This is a genomic window from Paraburkholderia sp. RL17-373-BIF-A, assembly GCF_046030175.1.
Taxonomy (GTDB): Bacteria; Pseudomonadota; Gammaproteobacteria; order Burkholderiales; family Burkholderiaceae; genus Paraburkholderia.
The window spans coordinates 1-17,232 of record NZ_JARESO010000098.1; the positions used below are offsets into that span (position 1 = coordinate 1).

At 59.9% G+C, this 17,232-nt stretch carries 23 protein-coding genes and 4 pseudogenes; 14 read left to right on the top strand and 13 right to left on the bottom strand.

Going from position 1 to position 17,232, the window contains the following annotated elements:
- Window positions 1-60: 60 nt before the first annotated feature.
- The 5 genes and pseudogenes from P0D80_RS46165 to P0D80_RS46185 all read right to left on the bottom strand — a co-directional run bounded on the left by P0D80_RS46165 (window position 61) and on the right by P0D80_RS46185 (window position 3,571).
- A complete protein-coding gene (locus P0D80_RS46165; protein ID WP_408294466.1) occupies window positions 61-783 on the bottom strand; it encodes an IS6 family transposase in 723 nt (240 codons plus the stop codon).
- Window positions 784-1,475: 692 nt separating this feature from the next.
- A pseudogene (locus tag P0D80_RS46170) lies at window positions 1,476-1,723 on the bottom strand (transposase); the annotation flags it as partial.
- Window positions 1,724-2,278: 555 nt separating this feature from the next.
- Window positions 2,279-2,755, bottom strand: coding sequence for a hypothetical protein (locus P0D80_RS46175; protein ID WP_408294469.1), 477 nt, complete (start codon window positions 2,753-2,755; stop codon window positions 2,279-2,281).
- Window positions 2,756-2,792: 37 nt separating this feature from the next.
- On the bottom strand, window positions 2,793-3,167 hold the full coding sequence (locus tag P0D80_RS46180; RefSeq protein ID WP_408294472.1) for a DUF3564 domain-containing protein: 375 nt from the start codon (window positions 3,165-3,167) through the stop codon (window positions 2,793-2,795).
- Between the two features lie 68 nt (window positions 3,168-3,235).
- Window positions 3,236-3,571 carry a c-type cytochrome gene (locus P0D80_RS46185; RefSeq protein WP_408294475.1) on the bottom strand — a complete coding sequence of 112 codons (336 nt, stop codon included), beginning with the start codon at window positions 3,569-3,571 and terminating at the stop codon, window positions 3,236-3,238.
- A gap of 234 nt (window positions 3,572-3,805) precedes the next feature.
- On the opposite strand from P0D80_RS46185, the gene P0D80_RS46190 reads away from it, so the two are divergent.
- Together P0D80_RS46190 and P0D80_RS46195 are read left to right on the top strand one after the other, a co-directional pair.
- Window positions 3,806-4,081, top strand: a complete 276-nt coding sequence (locus P0D80_RS46190) for a DUF1488 family protein (protein ID WP_408294477.1) — start codon at window positions 3,806-3,808, stop codon at window positions 4,079-4,081.
- 95 nt (window positions 4,082-4,176) lie between these two features.
- A pseudogene (locus P0D80_RS46195) lies at window positions 4,177-4,987 on the top strand (alcohol dehydrogenase catalytic domain-containing protein); the annotation flags it as partial.
- 309 nt (window positions 4,988-5,296) lie between these two features.
- On the opposite strand, the gene P0D80_RS46200 reads toward P0D80_RS46195, so the two are convergent.
- Complete coding sequence (locus P0D80_RS46200) at window positions 5,297-5,422, bottom strand: hypothetical protein (protein WP_408294480.1); 126 nt, start codon at window positions 5,420-5,422, stop codon at window positions 5,297-5,299.
- Window positions 5,423-5,627: 205 nt separating this feature from the next.
- On the opposite strand from P0D80_RS46200, the gene P0D80_RS46205 reads away from it, so the two are divergent.
- Window positions 5,628-6,470, top strand: a complete 843-nt coding sequence (locus P0D80_RS46205) for a potassium channel family protein (RefSeq protein ID WP_408294483.1) — start codon at window positions 5,628-5,630, stop codon at window positions 6,468-6,470.
- Here the strand turns inward: P0D80_RS46205 and P0D80_RS46210 are convergent.
- Complete coding sequence (locus P0D80_RS46210) at window positions 6,433-7,554, bottom strand: PAS domain-containing sensor histidine kinase (protein ID WP_408294486.1); 1,122 nt, start codon at window positions 7,552-7,554, stop codon at window positions 6,433-6,435. The genes P0D80_RS46205 and P0D80_RS46210 overlap by 38 nt on opposite strands.
- A 295-nt stretch (window positions 7,555-7,849) precedes the next feature.
- On the opposite strand from P0D80_RS46210, the gene P0D80_RS46215 reads away from it, so the two are divergent.
- From P0D80_RS46215 to P0D80_RS46245, 7 genes are all read left to right on the top strand, one after another.
- Window positions 7,850-8,002: a hypothetical protein gene (locus P0D80_RS46215; RefSeq protein WP_408294489.1), complete on the top strand. Its 153-nt coding sequence runs from the start codon at window positions 7,850-7,852 to the stop codon at window positions 8,000-8,002.
- Window positions 8,003-8,148: 146 nt separating this feature from the next.
- The gene (locus P0D80_RS46220; RefSeq protein ID WP_408294492.1) at window positions 8,149-8,535 is read left to right on the top strand and encodes an Hsp20/alpha crystallin family protein; all 387 of its coding nucleotides are present in this window, start codon (window positions 8,149-8,151) and stop codon (window positions 8,533-8,535) included.
- Between the two features lie 34 nt (window positions 8,536-8,569).
- On the top strand, window positions 8,570-9,220 hold the full coding sequence (locus P0D80_RS46225; RefSeq protein WP_408294495.1) for a BON domain-containing protein: 651 nt from the start codon (window positions 8,570-8,572) through the stop codon (window positions 9,218-9,220).
- A gap of 57 nt (window positions 9,221-9,277) precedes the next feature.
- Window positions 9,278-9,532, top strand: a complete 255-nt coding sequence (locus tag P0D80_RS46230; RefSeq protein ID WP_408294498.1) for a UDP-glucose 4-epimerase — start codon at window positions 9,278-9,280, stop codon at window positions 9,530-9,532.
- Between the two features lie 487 nt (window positions 9,533-10,019).
- Window positions 10,020-10,709, top strand: a complete 690-nt coding sequence (locus tag P0D80_RS46235) for a CBS domain-containing protein (RefSeq protein WP_408294501.1) — start codon at window positions 10,020-10,022, stop codon at window positions 10,707-10,709.
- A gap of 44 nt (window positions 10,710-10,753) precedes the next feature.
- A complete protein-coding gene (locus P0D80_RS46240; protein ID WP_408294504.1) occupies window positions 10,754-10,906 on the top strand; it encodes a hypothetical protein in 153 nt (50 codons plus the stop codon).
- A 39-nt stretch (window positions 10,907-10,945) separates the two neighbouring features.
- Window positions 10,946-11,221: a hypothetical protein gene (locus P0D80_RS46245; RefSeq protein ID WP_408294507.1), complete on the top strand. Its 276-nt coding sequence runs from the start codon at window positions 10,946-10,948 to the stop codon at window positions 11,219-11,221.
- 25 nt (window positions 11,222-11,246) lie between these two features.
- Here the strand turns inward: P0D80_RS46245 and P0D80_RS46250 are convergent, their stop codons facing one another.
- Together P0D80_RS46250 and P0D80_RS46255 are read right to left on the bottom strand one after the other, a co-directional pair.
- Window positions 11,247-11,915, bottom strand: a complete 669-nt coding sequence (locus tag P0D80_RS46250; protein ID WP_408294528.1) for a hypothetical protein — start codon at window positions 11,913-11,915, stop codon at window positions 11,247-11,249.
- Between the two features lie 5 nt (window positions 11,916-11,920).
- Window positions 11,921-12,190, bottom strand: a complete 270-nt coding sequence (locus tag P0D80_RS46255) for a hypothetical protein (protein ID WP_408294509.1) — start codon at window positions 12,188-12,190, stop codon at window positions 11,921-11,923.
- 353 nt (window positions 12,191-12,543) lie between these two features.
- On the opposite strand from P0D80_RS46255, the gene P0D80_RS46260 reads away from it, so the two are divergent.
- Window positions 12,544-12,723, top strand: coding sequence for a DUF2964 family protein (locus tag P0D80_RS46260; RefSeq protein ID WP_408294512.1), 180 nt, complete (start codon window positions 12,544-12,546; stop codon window positions 12,721-12,723).
- Window positions 12,724-13,002: 279 nt separating this feature from the next.
- Here P0D80_RS46260 and P0D80_RS46265 read toward each other — a convergent pair whose 3' ends face one another.
- A complete protein-coding gene (locus P0D80_RS46265; protein WP_408294515.1) occupies window positions 13,003-14,034 on the bottom strand; it encodes an Acg family FMN-binding oxidoreductase in 1,032 nt (343 codons plus the stop codon).
- Between the two features lie 92 nt (window positions 14,035-14,126).
- Complete coding sequence (gene fnr / locus P0D80_RS46270; RefSeq protein WP_408294518.1) at window positions 14,127-14,909, bottom strand: fumarate/nitrate reduction transcriptional regulator Fnr; 783 nt, start codon at window positions 14,907-14,909, stop codon at window positions 14,127-14,129.
- Window positions 14,910-14,948: 39 nt separating this feature from the next.
- Here fnr and P0D80_RS46275 point away from each other — a divergent pair, with 39 nt between their 5' ends.
- Together P0D80_RS46275 and P0D80_RS46280 are read left to right on the top strand one after the other, a co-directional pair.
- Window positions 14,949-15,242 carry a hypothetical protein gene (locus P0D80_RS46275; protein WP_408294520.1) on the top strand — a complete coding sequence of 98 codons (294 nt, stop codon included), beginning with the start codon at window positions 14,949-14,951 and terminating at the stop codon, window positions 15,240-15,242.
- A 188-nt stretch (window positions 15,243-15,430) separates the two neighbouring features.
- Window positions 15,431-15,907: a universal stress protein gene (locus P0D80_RS46280; protein WP_408294522.1), complete on the top strand. Its 477-nt coding sequence runs from the start codon at window positions 15,431-15,433 to the stop codon at window positions 15,905-15,907.
- An 89-nt stretch (window positions 15,908-15,996) separates the two neighbouring features.
- Here P0D80_RS46280 and P0D80_RS46285 read toward each other — a convergent pair.
- A pseudogene (locus P0D80_RS46285) lies at window positions 15,997-16,371 on the bottom strand (universal stress protein); the annotation flags it as partial.
- 101 nt (window positions 16,372-16,472) lie between these two features.
- Complete coding sequence (locus P0D80_RS46290; RefSeq protein WP_408294525.1) at window positions 16,473-16,712, bottom strand: hypothetical protein; 240 nt, start codon at window positions 16,710-16,712, stop codon at window positions 16,473-16,475.
- Between the two features lie 304 nt (window positions 16,713-17,016).
- On the opposite strand from P0D80_RS46290, the pseudogene P0D80_RS46295 reads away from it, so the two are divergent.
- Window positions 17,017-17,232, top strand: a pseudogene (locus tag P0D80_RS46295) (flavodoxin); the annotation flags it as partial.

Below are 17,232 nucleotides of genomic sequence, written 5' to 3' on the forward strand. Positions count from 1 at the left end.
CCGGTAGTGTCGCGTTAAAGGAAGGTAAGCTGAGCAAATGACCGCAATGAAGAGGACTGCCTACATCGCAAGAGAATAGAATTGATCGGCATCAGTCGCAGCGACGCCATCATCATGCATCTGCCCTTTACGAATCATGTGCGCAATCTCGATGCCGGACAGGATGATGCGCGCGCAGCGAAAATCCTTGAAGCCCATCATCGGTCTGATGATCCGTTTGATAGCGCGGTGGTCCTGCTCGACGATGTTGTTCAGGTATTTGTTTTGCCGGATTTTGATCGGTGTTGGTCGCCCGGCGTTGAGCGCTTCGAGGGCGGCCAGATTGGCGCCGCTCTTGTCCACCGTGATCGTTTCGGGCTCGCCGTTCTGATCAATCGCTTTCTTCAAGTAGCGATGCGCTGCGGCTTTGTCGCGATGGGCACGCAGCAGGAAATCGACTGTGTTGCCCGCCTTGTCGACGACGCGGTACAGAAATTTCCATTGTCCCTTGACCTTGACGTAGGTCTCATCTACGCGCCAGCTCCTGCCCACCGGGCGCTTGCGACGGCGAAATGCCTTTTCAAACAGCGGCACGAGCTTGATCACCCAGCGATGCACCGTGGAATGGTCAACCGCGATACCCCGCTCGGTCATCATTTCCTCGAGCTTGCGCAGGCTCAGCGAATACGCCACGTACCACCGCACACACAGCATGATCACATCCAGCGGATAGTGCAGGCGTTTGAGCACCTTACCAATGTCTGCGGGAAGTGTCTTGCGCGCCGTTTTCTTCTCCCTGGCCATCGGATTCGCCGTCAGTATCGAACGGCGAATTTTACCGCAGAGCCTTGTTGCGACACAGCCTTTTGGCTACGTTACTCTCAGGCGGCTCTGATTTAACTTCACCTGCGCCCATCCAATAATAGTTTCACGGACCTGTAAAACAGTCTTCCGTCGCAGTTCGAACCGATTTCGGGAGCATGCCATGAACACCAGCCGCATTACCTTGCGATCTCTTGTTGAAAAATGGCTCGCGCCTACGCATCTCGATGCCAGCGCGAGTAACGCAGATTGGTCGAGTGCTTATCTTTGTAAACTGATTCCGCCGTTAAGATGCGTTGTCCAGATATCCGTTCCCGTTACGATGGCGCCGCCGAGCAGCCAGCGGAGTTAATGAACTTCACGATCGGTCGACACATGCTGACTTGAGGGGACTTTCCCAAACCCAGTCGCAGCGGAAAGCAAAGTCGCCCTGGCAGCAAAACTTATCGCTGTAAGACTTGATCAGTGCGAGCTCGCGAAGCTTGTCTCCCACCTGCACAATACAACACTGTCTTCCTTCGTGACGAGCGCCTCGCTCGCCACCTGCCCATTGATATCCACGTGGAATCCAGCACCTGCGACAAAATGCGCGTCGACGGCGTATCGTAATCACTTATCGTGTCCACATGAGTGACGCAAGCGGAACACGATTTAGTGATCGCCGTCACAAGGTGCGCGGTTTTGTACTTCAACTGGCGGCAAAACTCGAACCACCCTCATCGAGGATGGCCTTTTTAAGTCCCGACTTTGCCCGGACATAGCGACCCGGCGCGTTGGCCGTATGGCTCGCCGACTTGCTCATGTTGCGCACTTGTAAGTCTTCGACGGCGATCGTCGCGTGATTCCTGCTGATCGTGTTCGATGTTTTGTGCAGGAAATCGTGACGCGCGTTCGCGACGCTCGCGTGGATGCGCTGGACGCGGCCCCCTGAAGGGGGAGGATTGCCGCGCACTTGTTCAAAAACGCGATTATCGGGTTGGTGACTATTCGCCGCAGGGCATCGCTGAGGATACGAAAATGCTCAGTCCGCATGAGTTCGTGTCCTTAATACTTCTGCAGGGAGACGCCGGATCGGGACGACCTAACCCCGTCGATCTGGATGCACTCTTGGAGTATCAGCTCGTTGCGCTTGAGATGCCGACTTCGGGGTGTAGGTGGCTCAATCTCAGAGATCCGGGATATTTTCTCCTGAGAGCGGCTGCCCGGCGGACCTGAATCTATTCCTGCCATGATCGTTGCCTATTGAACTGAACTACAAGCAGCAGGTCGAGGTTCTTCGCATGAGATTTTCGCGAATCGAAGGTTGCAACGTCATCAGGAGCGGTCCGCAGAGAATGTTTCAAGGCGCAGTTCCAGAATGCGACAGTTGCTTTGCTACCGCATCGCTGCCCTGGCTGGCAACACCGCATGTTTTGTACAGTTGCTTACTACGGCGAACGGCGGCGATATGTAAGCGCGCAACTTTGTGTGATGCCGGTCATGGAGCATCGATCAGGCGCTGGCACGTTACAGCGCTTGAAGACTCGGTTGGTACGATCGGCTCCAGACGCAGTGCCCCCCAGCCAAGCGGGGCAAATACATGTCCGCCCGCCAGTTCGACCAGTTCCACGAATTTCTCGAGCGACACGCCCGCGGCGATCCTGATCGGCGCGTTGCTGATGAAATTCTGCGTGCGCAGCCATGGTGCGTCGCCTCGATTGATCTCGTTCACGCTGCGTGCGCGGCCGTCGTATCCGGCGTCGGGCGGCAGCAACGGCCCGTCGAAAGCGACGGTCAGAATCTGTTGCGCGGTGTCTTCGTAGGGCAGGCCCGCATGCCTCTCGAAGGGTGCACGCTCCCACCCGTCGCCCCATTGCTGGTCAAGGGGCAAACGCGTGAAATAAGCCCACGGCGCACGCACGAAACAGAGCCCGTACGCGTGACGGACGCCGTGCAGATCGGTTGTGAGTCCCATGGCGTTGGCTCCTCCAGGTGCCGGTGACGTCTGCACTTCACACGTCGTTGCCGGCGGCAAAGAGACCGTGCTCCGGTTCTATCTGATCGGTGTCGATACATTGGACGTGCCAGTGGCCGGACATTAGGTCGCGGCCGCTTTCCGCGCACCATTGTGCACGTCCGGTTTCGCCCTCGAACGGCCCGTCGGAGTCGTTCAGATCGAGCCCTTCGAGCACGCAAACGGGCGCCGAACCTTCCGGCCCGCACACAAGCGTGTTGCCGCAATCCACATGCAGTACGCCCCATTCGGGCAGATCGAGACCGAGGTGTCCTTCGCGCGACCATCGCCGCGTGTCCTTGTCCAGCCACAGGATTGCAAATGCCATCGGATGGACACGATCGAACGTGTCGAGATGAATAGTGAGGCGCATGTGAATCTCCGAAACGAACGCTTACTTTGAATGAAGCCGGATTGCGGGTCGTCCCCGCGAAGGCAATCTCATTGACTCAATACCCATTGCACCAGCGTATGCGCATCCTCCGCCGACAACGGGCCGCCGCGATCGGCTGGCAGCGGCATTGCCATATCGCCCCAATGCGCCTTGCCGCCGAGCCGCAGCTTGTGCTCGAGCATGAACTGCGCATTCGGCACGTTGCGATAGTGCTCGGCGATCTGCTGGAACGACGGCGCGAGGAATGGTGCATCGCGCGTGTGGCAGAACATGCAGTGTTGCTGATCGACAAGCGCGGTCGGCTCCGTTTCGGCGTGCGCAGCAGAGCCAGTCAGCACGAATACTGCACATGTCACCAGACAACTTCGGGATAGGGCGTTCATGGCACGCGCTCCTTTGCAAGGGGAATGAGGTCAGTGTAGAGGCGGTGACTTGCGTGCCGTTGACCTCGGTCAACCAGGACGCAAGCCGTGAATTTGATGTATCGCGCTTAACTCCTATGCTGGCGACAGACGGGTGTCGCACAGAATGGGCGGCCAAGAAAGTGTTGCACGTGCGTGGGCGTGCAGACACGCCGTTCCAGCGTCAGATCCTGCGCAACGAACCTGGTGATGGTCATGAAGATTCATTTTCCCGAGGAACATCCGGAGTATTGCGCGCGCGACCTCGTCGTCGCGTTCCCGGCCGAAGTGGACGGTGCTCGCGTCCAGTGCGCGATCACCGCCGAAGCCCTCGAAGATCATTTCGGCGCCGCGTCGCTGCGCGAAGACGATCTGATCGCCGCATTTAACTCGAACCGGCATCCGATCGAACACGCAGCCAGGCGACTGCTTAACGAGATCGGCGCCAAACCGGTTCTGATGCACAGCGGCTACTTCCGCTTTTGCGGGTGAATTCGGCGGGGCGGCGGAGCGCAACGCTTCTTTAAATGCTCCACGCCAGCAAAAGCCCTGTAGTGGGCCGCTGGAGCAAGTTCGAGGAGCATCTTATGCGTGCGATGGTATTCGACGGTAGCGCAGCATCGCTGCGGGAGCAGGAGGTGCCCGATCCCGCCGCCGGTCCCGGCCAGATCCTGATCGATATTCACGCGTGCGGCGTGTGTCGCACCGATCTTCATCTGGTGGACCACGAACTCGAGCATCCCAAACAGCCGGTCATTCCAGGCCACGAAATCGTCGGCACGGTAGCCAGGCTCGGCGCGGGCGTGACAGGGTTCGCCGTTGGCGATTGGATGGGGGTGCCGTGGGTCGGCCACACCTGCGGGCATTGCCGCTACTGCCTGTCGGCGCGGGAAAATCTGTGCGACGAATCCGGCTTCACAGGCTATACGATCGACGGCGGTTACGCTGAGCGCACCATCGCCGACAGCCGCTACTGCTTTCATCTGCCGGGGCAGTACACGGACATCGAGGCGGCGCCGCTGCTATGCGCCGGTCTCATCGGCTATCGCACCCTGAGCATGGCGGGCAGCGCGCAGCGGATCGGCATCTACGGTTTTGGCGCCGCGGCGCAATATCGTCGCGCAGGTTGCGCGTCATCAGCAACGCACGTATGCGTTCACGCGCTCCGGCGATCACGCAGCCCAGCAACTCGCACTGCGTCTCGGCGCGGCTTAGACGGGCAGCAGTGACGAGGCGCCGCCCGACAAGCTCGATGCGGCGTTGCTTTTCGCACCGGTCGGTGCGCTCATTCCGCAAGCATTGCAAGCGGTCGCGAAGGGGGGCGTGGTGGTCTGCGGCGGGATTCACATGAGCGACATTCCGTCGTTCCCGTATGCGTTTCTGTGGGGCGAGCGACGCCCAGAACGCTTCGTGATCCTGGCCTGCCTCGGCAACGAGGGCGCGATCAGCCTCCATGCCGTCGATGCTGGCATGCCGTGCGAGCGGAATCTGCAATGCGGCGGCGTTGGGTGGAGCGGTATCGATGGTAGACATACTCCTCACATGAGTCATGAAGACGGTGAAGCGCGAAACGCTTTACCGATGAGGGCGGGCTCTTGTTGGCCATGAGGCGCCGGCGCCTGCGCTCCGTCGTTTGCGGTTCGCGGCGAATCAGCGTGGGTGCAGGGCGACTATGACCGAGTGGCGGGCGGCGCCTCTTGATGCATATCAAGGGGGGAGCGGAGCGCCGCACGCGTTCATGGCAGGAGTCTCGCGAGCGAGACGAAGCGCGGCAGCCTTGATGGAAATCAATCGCAACAGCACCGCGGGGACGATGATGAATTCTTCTTTCATCGGTCAACTGTCACCACGGCGAGCAGAATGCTGCTCGCATGACGGTCGATGATCCAGGTCAAATCATCTACTTCGTCATACCCGTACTTTTAAGAACAGGCGAGTTTGAGGGCAACGGTACGTCATGCCGTTGAATGAAAAATGACCAAGCGGAAATGGAAAGCGGGCGGGCGACAGCTTTTGCGCTGCTGAGGGCGGTGTCGACATGAAGGAGAGTTTGCGTGTTGCGGGTCTTGCCGGCGTCGACCCGCACGACAATGCGCGCGCCGTGCGGGCATGGCGGTGGATGCAGTGGGTTCTATTCGCTTTCACCGTGCTCGCCATTCCCGCGTTCTATTTCGAACTGGCGACTGCATCCGGGTTTCAGCTGGGCGGGCGCGCGCTCTACGCCTGCATGTCTGCTGGATTCGCGGCGGTCCTGGCCCGTATGGCCTGTCTGAGCCACAAACCGCAGCGGTTCCTCAGACGCAATGGTTACGACGTTCTGATTGCTGTGGCGGCAGCGGCGAGTGTGGTGGGAGGAATCGCGCCGTGGTCGTCGGTCGAATGGGTGTTGCGCATCTTGTTCGTGGGGCTCGTGGCGGTGCGCATCGTGGTGTCGTTGCGAAGTTATTTCTCGCCTGGCCGCCTGTGGCTGCTGCTGCTAACGGCCGCATTGCTGCTCGTGTTCGCAGGCGCCGGATTTTACTGGCTCGAACCGAGCGTACATACATACGCCGAAGGCATCTGGCTCGCTTTCGAAAGCAGCGCGACAGTCGGCTTTGGCGACCTGGCGCCGACCACGCCTGCATCGCGCGTTTTCGCCGCCTTCGTCGTGTTGCTCGGCTACGGACTCCTGTCGCTGGTTTTCGCCAGCATCGCCGCGGTGTTCGTCGAACAGGAAGAGCGGATCTTGAGGCGCGAGATGCATCGTGACATCAAGGCGCTACGCGGTGAGATCGCCGCGCTGCGAAAAGACGTGCAGACGCTGGGCGGCGAAGCGCGTACTGCCAGCGTTCCGCTCGAGATGGTCAAACTGGCGGGCTCTCATCCGGACGAATCGCATTGATCGGTATCTGCACGGCGATCCTGAATCCCTTGTCGGGCGCGCTATCGATCTTCAGGGTGCCGTGCAGTTGGCGCACCCGCTCCCGCATGCCGAGCAGTCCAAATGAACCGCGCTTGCCAGCGTCAGCCACGATCGTACCGCGGCCATTGTCTTCGATATGAATCGTGCAGGTGTCAGCATCGCTCGATGCCTCGATTAGCACCTCGCTTGCCTGCGCATGCCGGGCCACATTCGTCAGCGCTTCCTGCACGATGCGGTATAGCGCGCTGGCCGCAAACGGCGCGACGGTCGCGTCGTCGATATCGGTATGGAACTTGACGGACATGTGAAACCGCTGCGTGAAATCGTCCACCAGCCATTCGAGTGCCGCCGCGAGACCGAGATCGTCCAGCATGGGCGGCCGCAAATTCGCGGCAATGCGGCGAAGCGATGCGATCATGCTGTCGATCTGACCTTGCAAGGCGATCGCGGCGGCGGATCCGGATGGATCGGTCCCATTTGCGGCGAGGCGCTGACTGAGCGCAATGATGCCCATCTTGAGCGCAATGAGTTGCTGGCCGAGATCGTCGTGCAACTCACGTGCAATGCGTCTTTGCTCATCTTCGCGGGCGACCTGCATATGTGCAGACAATTCGCTGGCGTGCTCGAGTTCGGCGAGCCGCATGCGCTCCGTCATATCCCGGGTGACCTTGGCAAAGCCCAGCAGGGCGCCGGACGTATCGTGGACGGCCGTGATCGTGACGTCTGCCCAGAATCGTGAGCCGTCGCGCCGCACGCGCCACCCCTGGTCCTCCGCGCGGCCTTGCGCGGTCGCGAGAACCAGTTCGCGGCCCGGCTTGTCGGCGGCGACGTCTTCAGGCATATAGAAGATCGAGAAATGTCGGCCGATGATTTCGTCGGCCACATAGCCTTTGATTTTGCGCGCGCCGCTGTTCCAGCTTGCCACGCGTCCCGTAGGATCGAGCATGAAGATTGCATAATCCTGCACCGCGTCTATCAGCAACGGATAGCGGTCCTCCAGCGGCACGTCGGAATCGTTCGCCGATCCGGCACTGCGCTTTGGATCGTTCCAGTTGAAAACCACCGGTATCTCCGACAAAGGTGTGAGATGCGATCGATCGGTTCAATTCAGATAAAGCAGGAACAAACTAAGTCTACGCCGAATAATGCCGCTGCTGCCGCCTATCGTCAGGGCGTTTTCGCCGCTGTAAGCGCACCGCGAAAACGGCCCGGCGGAGCACACTGCACTCGCTGTCGCGGCAAGCCGCCTTGCGATTGATTCAGGTCAACCGACTTCTGACAGCCGCGCCTACATTGGACGCACCGCTGCCGAGCCCGCGTTTTGCACGCACGGACCGCTTCACCACCTCGGGAGATCCATGATGGCTGGCAAATCCGTTACACGGTTCGATCTGTACCGCGCGAATCTAGCCTTCGCGCTGCAAATGCCCAGTTTCAGCCAGGAAGCGCGCCGGCAGGCCTACGAGTTCGAGATGCAGCGCATCCGACGTGCGAGCCTGGCTTCAGAATAGACGCGGCCCCCTGTTCCGGCTTGACCGAAATCATGCTTTCAGGTGCGTTGGCCTGCGGTGCGTGTCGCTTGATGCATGTCAATCGGTGTCGCTCAGACGAGCCTAAAGTCAGTCATATGGGATGCTCGATGCGAGTGCGGAGACCAGTGATTGCCCGCCAACGAAGCGCCGCCGGAATGCACCGGCCTCGACCCGGTTCCGTGTGGAGCAGGGCCGGAGGCCGACTAACTGAAAGCGGTAGCGCATACACCGTGAAGGCGGGAATGCCGGGCGCTGAAAGCAAAGACATCGACGTGAAGTTCGAGGGCAACCTAGTTTCGATCAGCAGCATGAAAGTCGAACAGAATCAGGAAATGAAAGACGGCGAGCATGTGATTCGCCGGGGCCGTGATACGGGCAGCGTCAGCCGTGCGTTTTCATTGGCAAGCGAAATCGATGAGAGGGCGGTCGCGGACGAGTACAGGGACGGCGTGCTTTCTCTGACGCTGCCGAAGAGAGCGCCATCCGAACGCAAGCGCTTGCAGATCAACTGACGCCGAATAGCTATTTGCAACTGAGGAGCACGCAATGAAGTCGGACATGGAATTGAAACGGCAGGTCGAAGACGAACTGACCTGGGATCCGGCGGTCAACGCCACGGACATCGGCGTCGAAGTGCGTGATCGCGTCGTGACGCTATCGGGCCATCTGACAAGCTATGCCGAGAAGCTCGCGGCGGAAAAAGCCGCACAGCGTGTGGCCGGGGTGAAGGCCGTCGTTGTGGAATTGGACGTTCGTCTGTTGCATTCGGACGTGAGGACTGACGAGGAAGTTGCCAACGCCGTTCGCGCGATCATGCACTGGACTGTGGGGTTGAGCGAGGAAGCGGTCAAGGTGCAGGTCGAAAAGGGCTGGGTGACATTGAGCGGCGAAGTCGATTGGGCCTACCAGAGTCACGTCGCCACGCGCACGATTTCACAGATGCGTGGCGTGACAGGTGTCTCGAACCTCATTCAGATAGGCGGCGACGCGGCCGCGCAGGATATCGGCGAACAGATCGGCAAGGCGCTGCAACGCCACGCCGAACGCGAGGCGAAACACATCGGCGTGAAGGTGCACGAGGGAAAGGTCACGCTCACCGGCATGGTTGACTCGATGGCTGAGCGCTCGGCCGCGCGCGGGGCGGCGTGGTCGGCACCGGGCGTGCGCGCGGTCGTCGACAATCTGACGGTGGTGTAGAGATGCTTGCCTGCCCCGCGTGCTTCACTTCGACGACGCATCAACAGGGAGCAACTGATGACGCTTTCAGCTAACGTGGGCGACGGCGACTGGTCAGTCGCCGCAACCACACATCCCGCAGCGGGCGGCTTTGATTGCTCTATCCAACTCAGCCATCACACATCAGATGGAATCTTCAAACACGAGTTCAAGCACAGCGGTATTTTTCCGACCGAGCGCGAAGCCGTTCTGGCGGGCTTGCGCGAAGGTATGGAGTGGCTTCGGCTCAAGATGTCCAACACTTTGTCGATCAGCGGGTGTCAGAACCGTTGAACCGCTTTGAGCGGCACGCGCACATGCAGTGCTTGCTCGATCCGGGCAAAGAGAGGTCTGCGCGAGCAAGACTGTCGAATCCCACATCCCGCTCGAACTCCGAGTCGAAATTCACGGCGTTGGAATGGCTTTCGTCCGAGTGAATTTCGGCGTGGACCGCTGCAACTGCGCTCGGAACCGTTGCGGCTAGTTGCGCATCGTTGAAAGCTTGATCGTTTTGCACCATGGACAAACCAAACTGTATGCCGCCTGTTCGACAAGAAGGCTGGTGCCGGGTGATCTGAACTGAATCAGGCGGCGAGGCATTGTTACAGCGGGCGGATCGACAGGCGCACAGAACGGCCTTCGATATGATCCATGTCAAATGATGGTATGTCAGGCGGGCCTAATCTCAAACCACGTGAGGGCTTGCCGATGGCCGGATACAGACGGCCGGTACGGGCCGTCCCCACACACTGAAGGATCCTAACCGTTCAGGGGGCTTACCATGCGCGTATCCGATGTCATGACCAGTAACGTCATATCGGTCACACCCGAGATGACCGTGCAAGAGGTCGCCAGAATTTTTGTCGGCAACGGCATTAGCGGCGCGCCGGTGCTCAATCCAGACGGGCAGATCGCGGGCATGATCAGCGAAGGCGATTTGCTCCGCCGCACCGAAATTGGTACCGACGAGCGCCCACGGGCCTCCTGGCTCGATTTCTGGTCAGCGAGCCACGAAGCACGGGATTACATCAAGACCCATGCGGCAAAGGTGCGCGACGTGATGACCACTGCGGTGGTGTCCGTTCAGCCCGACACGCCGCTTCGCGAAGTGGCCAGCATTCTTGAGACGCGGCGCATCAAACGCGTGCCCGTCACGGAAGCGGGACGGCTCGTGGGTATCGTGAGCCGCGCCAATGTCGTGCAGGCACTCGCTAGCGTCCCGGAGGAGTCGGCGTCGGATGTGTCGCTCTCTGACGGTGAGATTCGCGCGATGTTAATGGGCGAACTCGCGGGGCGTAAATGGAGCTTCGCCGGGCGCAATATTGTCGTCGCCGACGGCGTCGTGCATCTGTGGGGCGTATTCCATTCGCTGGAGACCGTCGAAGCGGTTCGCGTGGCCGCGCAAAACATACCTGGTGTCAAGCGCGTGGCCGATCACACCGAGCCGTATCCCGTGATGCCGGGCATCTAGCAAACTTCGGCCGGCACAGGCCGGCCGTAAGCCTTGGAGGCATGATGGCTCAGACCATTCCCGCGGAATGGCTCGGTATGCAACGCAGTGCCTTCGACCAACTGTTCGGCATCACCAGTCTTTGCTGCGACGCTTTTGAACGGCTGACCGCGGCAAATCTTCAGGCAATCCTATTTGGCCTCGTTGAGACACTGTAGGGCCTTGCGCGCACATGCGTCGCGGGCAATCTGCCGGAGATGCTGTGCCTGTCGACCTTGCTCGCGCCAGCGGGATTCGCCCAGGCGCTGTCGTACAGCCAGCAGTTCTTCGAGATTATGTCTGATTTCCAGCGAGATTCCACACCGCCGCAACCGGCTGGCGTGGTTCGGCCACGGCGCATGTCGCGGACAAACTGCTCGGCAGCCTGGCCACCCAGTCGCTCGTGCTGTGCGACGTGCTGGCCGACACCACAACTGCGACGGCTGAATGGCCCGACACCATTCGACCGGGTGCGACACCTGTGCGCGGTTTAAACATCGACGACAGATAAGCGCGCAATTACTCCTGCTGGCGCAACGCTTCGCGAAACTGCTTCAGACGCGCCTGATATTGTTCCGCATCACCATAGGCCAGGAAACGTTCGTATCTTGCATGGGTGCCGAGCACTTTGTGGGCGTGCTTGATGGGGCACCAGTACTGCTCCGTGCGGGAGGCAATCTCTGTACCGTATGCGAAGAGGCCATTCGCATATTCGCAGTACGCGAAGTGAAACTTCTCCATAAAGTTAAGGCCGAGTTGCGAGCGATCCAATACGATGTAGTCGACACGTTTGACCTTAGCGACGCGGTAGATTGGAAAGCAGAGGGCCTGGTAAATCGAGATGCAAAGTTCGAGAAACACCAAGGGCACAATGAGCACGTAGACGAACGGTGCCGCGAAAAAATTTTGCGGTCGGCTATCGAGAATCCAGTGAACGATGCCCGCTTTCGACTCGCGGTGAATCTTGCCAACGGCTTCATCGAATTCAACGCGTTTGCCCGTGATTCGATAAAAGAGCTTTGTCTCCCTTTGATGCAACTCGGTCTGAAGTTCCGACTCGAGCGCGCTGATCTGATTCAAAATATGCTGTATCCGCTTGTCCACACGAACTCCGTTGCGGTTAAGAGATTGGGGCTGCGTGGACAGCAGCCGGATGCTGCATACAAACACTACAACAGCCGGCCACACGCCGCTCAACTAGTGCTGCTTTCCGAGCGCGCAGCATCGATGGCCTTGTCGCGCTCAGCGCGCGCTTTGGCAACCGCCTGATCGCGGACTTTGTTTGCTGCCTTCACTCTTGCGTTGTATGTGGAATTCGCGGCGCGGATCTCACTCCTCATCTGGACGATGCTGTCGGTGCTTTCCGTGGTTTGCGCGGCGGGCGCGGACGCGTTTTGAGCCCACGCCGGTGTCGTGCCGAGCGTCGCCAGCGCGATTGATAGGACCAGGATACTTCGTTTCATACTGTTACCTCCAGGAGGTATGGGTGGGTGTCTGTCGGTACGCGAGACGAGTTTCGGTTCCAGCCTCGTAGCGGGCAATGGCCTGTCAATTGGATGCAGCCAGTCTTCGAACTGGCTGTCCTCGACGGTCTAACGACACCGTCACCAACCATTAAGCGCGCTGTGTGTCCGCAGGAGTTGACCGGGATCAATCGCCGCGACATCGGTGACGGGAAGGGCGGGAGGGAAGAGGGGCCGGCGCTTGATGCAAATCAATCGCAATACCTGCGTTGCGTCGATCGTGAACTGATCATTGACGGCTCGTGCATGTCGTACCTGTAGGGAATCACGCGCATCGAGGCAGGGGAGGAATCATGGGCCGGGCAGAACCCAGAATCATTCTGGCAGCGGCGGCCGTTTTCACGGCATTGGCAGGGATGGGAGCGACTATCCGCGGCCTGTTGTTCGACAGTCAAGCTTTTATCGACTATGGCGCGTTGGCACTGATTCTAGGCGTCGCCAGTTTCGTTGTTCTGCTGATGCCCACGACTTGAGACGACACTTTGCTCCTCGCGGGTAAGGGGGGCGTCCCCACGTCAGTGCCCGCGCTTTTGCCGCCCTGCGTGAAAATCCACTATGAAAAGTGCCTTTTGGTGAATTGGCGGACGTTATGCGAAGACGACGCAAGTGGCGCGTTCATTGCGCAACGATATCCGCTCGAGCGGGCTGCGCGCAGCCTGCACGAAAACGGCGGCAAGCCGATCATGAGCGCAGCGGCCATATGCCTTTTGCCGGGGACAAAAGCTGCGATTGGCGGTCTGCGGGTATACGCGCTACGACATCACGTCGGCGAGCGGACGCCGTGGCGAATGGGGCGCCTGTGCGCCGCGGCCGACGCGTATCAGCAGTTGCGGCATGCCGTCCAGATTGAGAACGGCGCGCAGCCGCTCGCGCAGCGGCGTCGATTCGATAGGCTGATTCAGATAGGAGGCCGTCATGCCGGCGGCGGCGGCGGTCAACAGCACCCGCTCGAGCGCCTGGCCGGCAGCGAACCACGCGGGGGCGTCGTCGGTTCCGGTAGTGATGCACAACAGTAACGGCGAGCCGATGGCCAGTGCGTGATGCGCCGCGGCCACGCCACCGCCTAGGTCGAACGTGCGAATCACCGAGCTGACGAGCGGCACCGCGAGATCGAGCAAGCCGCGCATGCCGGCCGACAACGCCGGCATGCCATCCTGGTTGCGCCCAGGATGGACCCAACTGGCGAGCTCCCTGCGAAATCGCGGATCCTTGAATTGCGTCTGATCGGCTTCCCCGATTAGCGCGGCGAGATCTTCGCGCCCAGCTGCGCTTTCGACGCAGACGATGTCGCAGCCTTCCGCCGCCCCAGCCTCGAGGAGCCGTCGTTGGAATTCGGGTGGCGCCGGTTCGTCGACGAAGGTGTCGCGAGTCGTGACGCGCTGCTGGATCGCGTCGAAGAGCGGGATGAGGCTGTTGTCGCAGTGGCCCTCGGGAACAATGCGCAAATGCGCCAACACGTCTACGTCGGCCGGCGCGGGAAACGGCGTGATCGCATAAGCCAGCCCGAAGCGGCTCAATGCAACCCGCAGATTGAACAGTGCCGCGCCACAGCTGATGATCAGTTCGCGGTCGAATGGATCGACGACGGGCAACGCTCGCGTGCGGTCGGCACAGACCGTCAAACAGTCGCCATCGACGATGAAATGCCAAGGCTGCGTATTGTGGTTGGACGGCGCCAGCACCGCATAGCGAAGCGCAAAGCGCAGTTTTTCTTCGATACTCGCATGCTCATCGAGCTGCCGGGGGTCGACGGACCATGCCGTTGGTTGGGAAATTGCGTTCATTCAGGGTCTCCTTCGCGCGTGTTCGATGTGCTGTCTCGTCAATCCATCTTGCGCAGTCTTGTCGCGTCCCGCGATCTCAGCCGCGGCACAAACTAGACACGGGCGAGGCCTTCCATGTCGAGAATCCTGATCTGCTTACCGTGCGTATCCACCAGCCCGTCTTTCTGGAATCTGGAAAACATCCGGCTGACTGTTTCGAGTTTCATTCCGAGGTAGCTGCCGATCTCCTCGCGCGTCATCCGCAGATGAAATTCCGCCGGCGAGTAGCCGCGTGACTTGAGCTTGCCCGACAGATTCAGCAGAAATGCGGCGACTCGCTGGTCAGCGGACATCGTGCCGAGCAGCATCATGAGCGTCGCCTCGCGGACGATCTCGCCGCCCATCAGGCGATGCACATGCTGCTGGATCGTCTTCACATCGCGGCACATCGCTTCGAGCAGATGAAAGGGAATGATGCAGACCTTGCTGTCTTCAATGGCGAGGGCGTCGCAACTATGCCTTCCCGAGCACACACCGTCGAGGCCAAGCACGTCGCCAGCGAGACTAAAGCCGGTGACCTGTTCGCGCCCGTCGCGATGCATGACGATGGTTTTGAATGAACCGGCACGCACTGCGTAGATGCTCTGGAACGAGTCGTTGGCGCGATAAAGTGACTCTCCACTTCTGATGGTGCGCGAAGTGCTAATCAGCGCTTCCATCCTGTCTGTTTCTGCCTGCGTCAGGCCTTGCGGCATACAGAGCGCGTGCATCGTACAGGCGGAACAGTTGGTAACCGTGCGGGCTCTGGCTGACGTTGCAGGCGCTGAATTCTTCAGTACATGCAGCGGGACGCGCGCGATCGGCATGATTTCTGGGTATTCAGCGACGTCGGACATGGTGTGTTCCTGTCTAATAGAGGACATGTGCGAAAGCTCGTGGGCAATGCGTTTGATCGTATTGCAGGCAAGATCAAATTCGTTCGTCTTGTCGAAGAACTACCGCGCGACGCTTGGGAGGCAAGTCTGCGGCCGGGCGTGCCGCCATCCGTCGCCAAAGATGAGTGGCTGGAATGCATGATTGAAGTATCGGTCGCGCTGTCTCAAATTGATATCGGCGGGGAACGAACTTCAGGTAGGCGAGCACGAAGCCGTGTAGGGGATTTCCTACGCGAGATTTTTTGGCGCATCCAGGAATTGAAAGGTACTCACCGTCTTGCTACTGACACATAACGTATCGGCAATTTCACTGAGCATTTGTTCTGGAGGTTGCGAGGAACGCGGTCGACTTGCAATCACGTTGAGGCAGGTTGCGGCGCTTGATCTTCGTCAAGCGCGTTTTGGTGCGCAACTGCAGACTGAAGCACGAAACGCCTGCTGACCGCAGCCATTTGCAGCGAGGCGAATTCTTGGAGAAAGTCATGTACAAACGGATTCTCGTTGCAATCGACGGCAGTCAGGCGGCCCAGCTCGCGCTCGAAGAAGCACTGAAAATCGCTGAAGCGGCGCAGGCGATCGTGACCGCGGTGTTCGTAGCGGAACATGCCGCGCGGCTGGTCGATGTCGGCACCGGGCTTATCGATGCGCAGCCATGCACGACGGCCGACGCGGAAGCTGCCAGGGCTACGTTGGAAGACGCGCGCGCGATGTTCGAGCAGCGCAAGGTGCGCGGCCTCACGCGCACCATCGATGCGTATGGCAAGGACATTGCCGGTGTGCTTTGCCGTGCCGCCGAAGAGTGCGAGGCCGATCTGGTGGTGATGGGCACGCATGGCCGGCATGGAATCGGGCGCCTGTTGCTGGGCAGCGTGGCCGAAGCGCTCTTGCGCCGTACCAAAGTACCGGTTCTCATGGTTCGGCGCGAGTTTGCGATCGACGAGATCCCATCAAGCCTTTAAGGGGAAGCGCCCAGCAAGCAGGGCTTCAAAACTGCGCGAGGGGCTCTTTCCGCGTACCCCTGTGCTCCCATGAGTCCCCGGGCGTCGGATCAATGCGACATCAGCACCGGTACCGTCATCGACTGAAGCATGCTTCGTGTCACACCGCCGAAAAGTCGTTCCTGTACGCGCGCATGGCCGTACGCGCCCATCACCACGAGGTCGATATGGCGGTCGGTAAGCATATTCAGTAGCAGTGAACCTGCGGAGACGCCGGACACGCAGGGGGCGGTCGCAAATCCCGCTTGAATGTTGTGCCGTTCCAGCCACGCGGCGAAGTCGATGCCGGCAGGTTCGCTGTGTGTCGGCCCTGCTTCCACGGTCACTACGGTGACGAACTTCGCATGTTTGATAACCTGCATCGCGTCGGCGAGGGCGCGGGCGCTTTCGCGGCTGCCGTCCCAGGCGATCAGCACCCGAAGGCCGGCTCCCTCCAGCAGATACCTCGAGCCGCTGACAGTTTCTGCCGCGCCTAGAAAAGTCAGCTTCATGCCTCACCTCTTTTGGTGAATAGGCCGCATGCTGGTCACGTTGCCGCGCGTTGACCGAAGTTGTTGCAGAGCGCCGCAGCGAAGCGTTTGAAGGCGTGCAGTGAGCCCGCGATGCTTTGGTATTTCTCGCGCCCGATTTGCCCGTCCAGCGTGATCAGCATTCCGGAGTCGCGGGCCAGCGCGAGAATTTCGTCGAGTTCGCTGGCGGTATCGCGTGTGTCCTGCGCTTGTCCGGCCTGCGCAGTGGCATGGACGGATAAAGTATCGTTCGGCATGGCTGGTCTCCTTACAGGTCAACCTCGGCACGTTTATCGCGAGCGTCGCAGGGCTTTCGATTGCTGCTGTCCTGAAAGTCAGTATTGGTCAGGGCACGGTGGATAGAATCAGGTGACGCTGAGCTTCGCGTAGGGCGTCCTACGCTCATGTCAGGCATTCCCTACACGCCAATGGAGCAATAATGACGGTCGAGTTCGATGCTTGACATGGATCATGAGAACTCTCCTAGCCACGCCTATGCTCGGGACAGGTACTGCGGATCCCGCATGTGAACGCATAACGGCACGTGGTACGGAGATCAAAATGTCCGAAGCTAACGTTCTTGTCGTGTATTACTCGCGCACCGACACCACGCGTTCGCTTGCGTCGGCACTTGCAGGGATGCTGGACGCCGATCTCGAGGAGATCTGCGACTGCAGCAATCGCGAAGGGCCCGGCGGCTATCTGCGCTCGCTAGTCGATGCGATCCGCAAGCGGCACGTTGAAATCGTACCGGCGGGGCGGGATGTCTCGGCGTAC

Excerpts from the sequence above, each read along its gene's own strand:
- P0D80_RS46165 (WP_408294466.1), bottom strand. The coding sequence starts at position 783 with ATGGCCAGGGAGAAGAAAACGGCGCGCAAGACACTTCCCGCAGACATT.
- P0D80_RS46175 (WP_408294469.1), bottom strand. The coding sequence starts at position 2,755 with ATGGGACTCACAACCGATCTGCACGGCGTCCGTCACGCGTACGGGCTC.
- P0D80_RS46180 (WP_408294472.1), bottom strand. The coding sequence starts at position 3,167 with ATGCGCCTCACTATTCATCTCGACACGTTCGATCGTGTCCATCCGATG.
- P0D80_RS46185 (WP_408294475.1), bottom strand. The coding sequence starts at position 3,571 with ATGAACGCCCTATCCCGAAGTTGTCTGGTGACATGTGCAGTATTCGTG.
- P0D80_RS46190 (WP_408294477.1), top strand. The coding sequence starts at position 3,806 with ATGAAGATTCATTTTCCCGAGGAACATCCGGAGTATTGCGCGCGCGAC.
- P0D80_RS46200 (WP_408294480.1), bottom strand. The coding sequence starts at position 5,422 with ATGAAAGAAGAATTCATCATCGTCCCCGCGGTGCTGTTGCGATTGATT.
- P0D80_RS46205 (WP_408294483.1), top strand. The coding sequence starts at position 5,628 with ATGAAGGAGAGTTTGCGTGTTGCGGGTCTTGCCGGCGTCGACCCGCAC.
- P0D80_RS46215 (WP_408294489.1), top strand. The coding sequence starts at position 7,850 with ATGATGGCTGGCAAATCCGTTACACGGTTCGATCTGTACCGCGCGAAT.
- P0D80_RS46225 (WP_408294495.1), top strand. The coding sequence starts at position 8,570 with ATGAAGTCGGACATGGAATTGAAACGGCAGGTCGAAGACGAACTGACC.
- P0D80_RS46230 (WP_408294498.1), top strand. The coding sequence starts at position 9,278 with ATGACGCTTTCAGCTAACGTGGGCGACGGCGACTGGTCAGTCGCCGCA.
- P0D80_RS46235 (WP_408294501.1), top strand. The coding sequence starts at position 10,020 with ATGCGCGTATCCGATGTCATGACCAGTAACGTCATATCGGTCACACCC.
- P0D80_RS46240 (WP_408294504.1), top strand. The coding sequence starts at position 10,754 with ATGGCTCAGACCATTCCCGCGGAATGGCTCGGTATGCAACGCAGTGCC.
- P0D80_RS46245 (WP_408294507.1), top strand. The coding sequence starts at position 10,946 with ATGCTGTGCCTGTCGACCTTGCTCGCGCCAGCGGGATTCGCCCAGGCG.
- P0D80_RS46255 (WP_408294509.1), bottom strand. The coding sequence starts at position 12,190 with ATGAAACGAAGTATCCTGGTCCTATCAATCGCGCTGGCGACGCTCGGC.
- P0D80_RS46260 (WP_408294512.1), top strand. The coding sequence starts at position 12,544 with ATGGGCCGGGCAGAACCCAGAATCATTCTGGCAGCGGCGGCCGTTTTC.
- P0D80_RS46265 (WP_408294515.1), bottom strand. The coding sequence starts at position 14,034 with ATGAACGCAATTTCCCAACCAACGGCATGGTCCGTCGACCCCCGGCAG.
- fnr (WP_408294518.1), bottom strand. The coding sequence starts at position 14,909 with ATGTCCGACGTCGCTGAATACCCAGAAATCATGCCGATCGCGCGCGTC.
- P0D80_RS46280 (WP_408294522.1), top strand. The coding sequence starts at position 15,431 with ATGTACAAACGGATTCTCGTTGCAATCGACGGCAGTCAGGCGGCCCAG.
- P0D80_RS46290 (WP_408294525.1), bottom strand. The coding sequence starts at position 16,712 with ATGCCGAACGATACTTTATCCGTCCATGCCACTGCGCAGGCCGGACAA.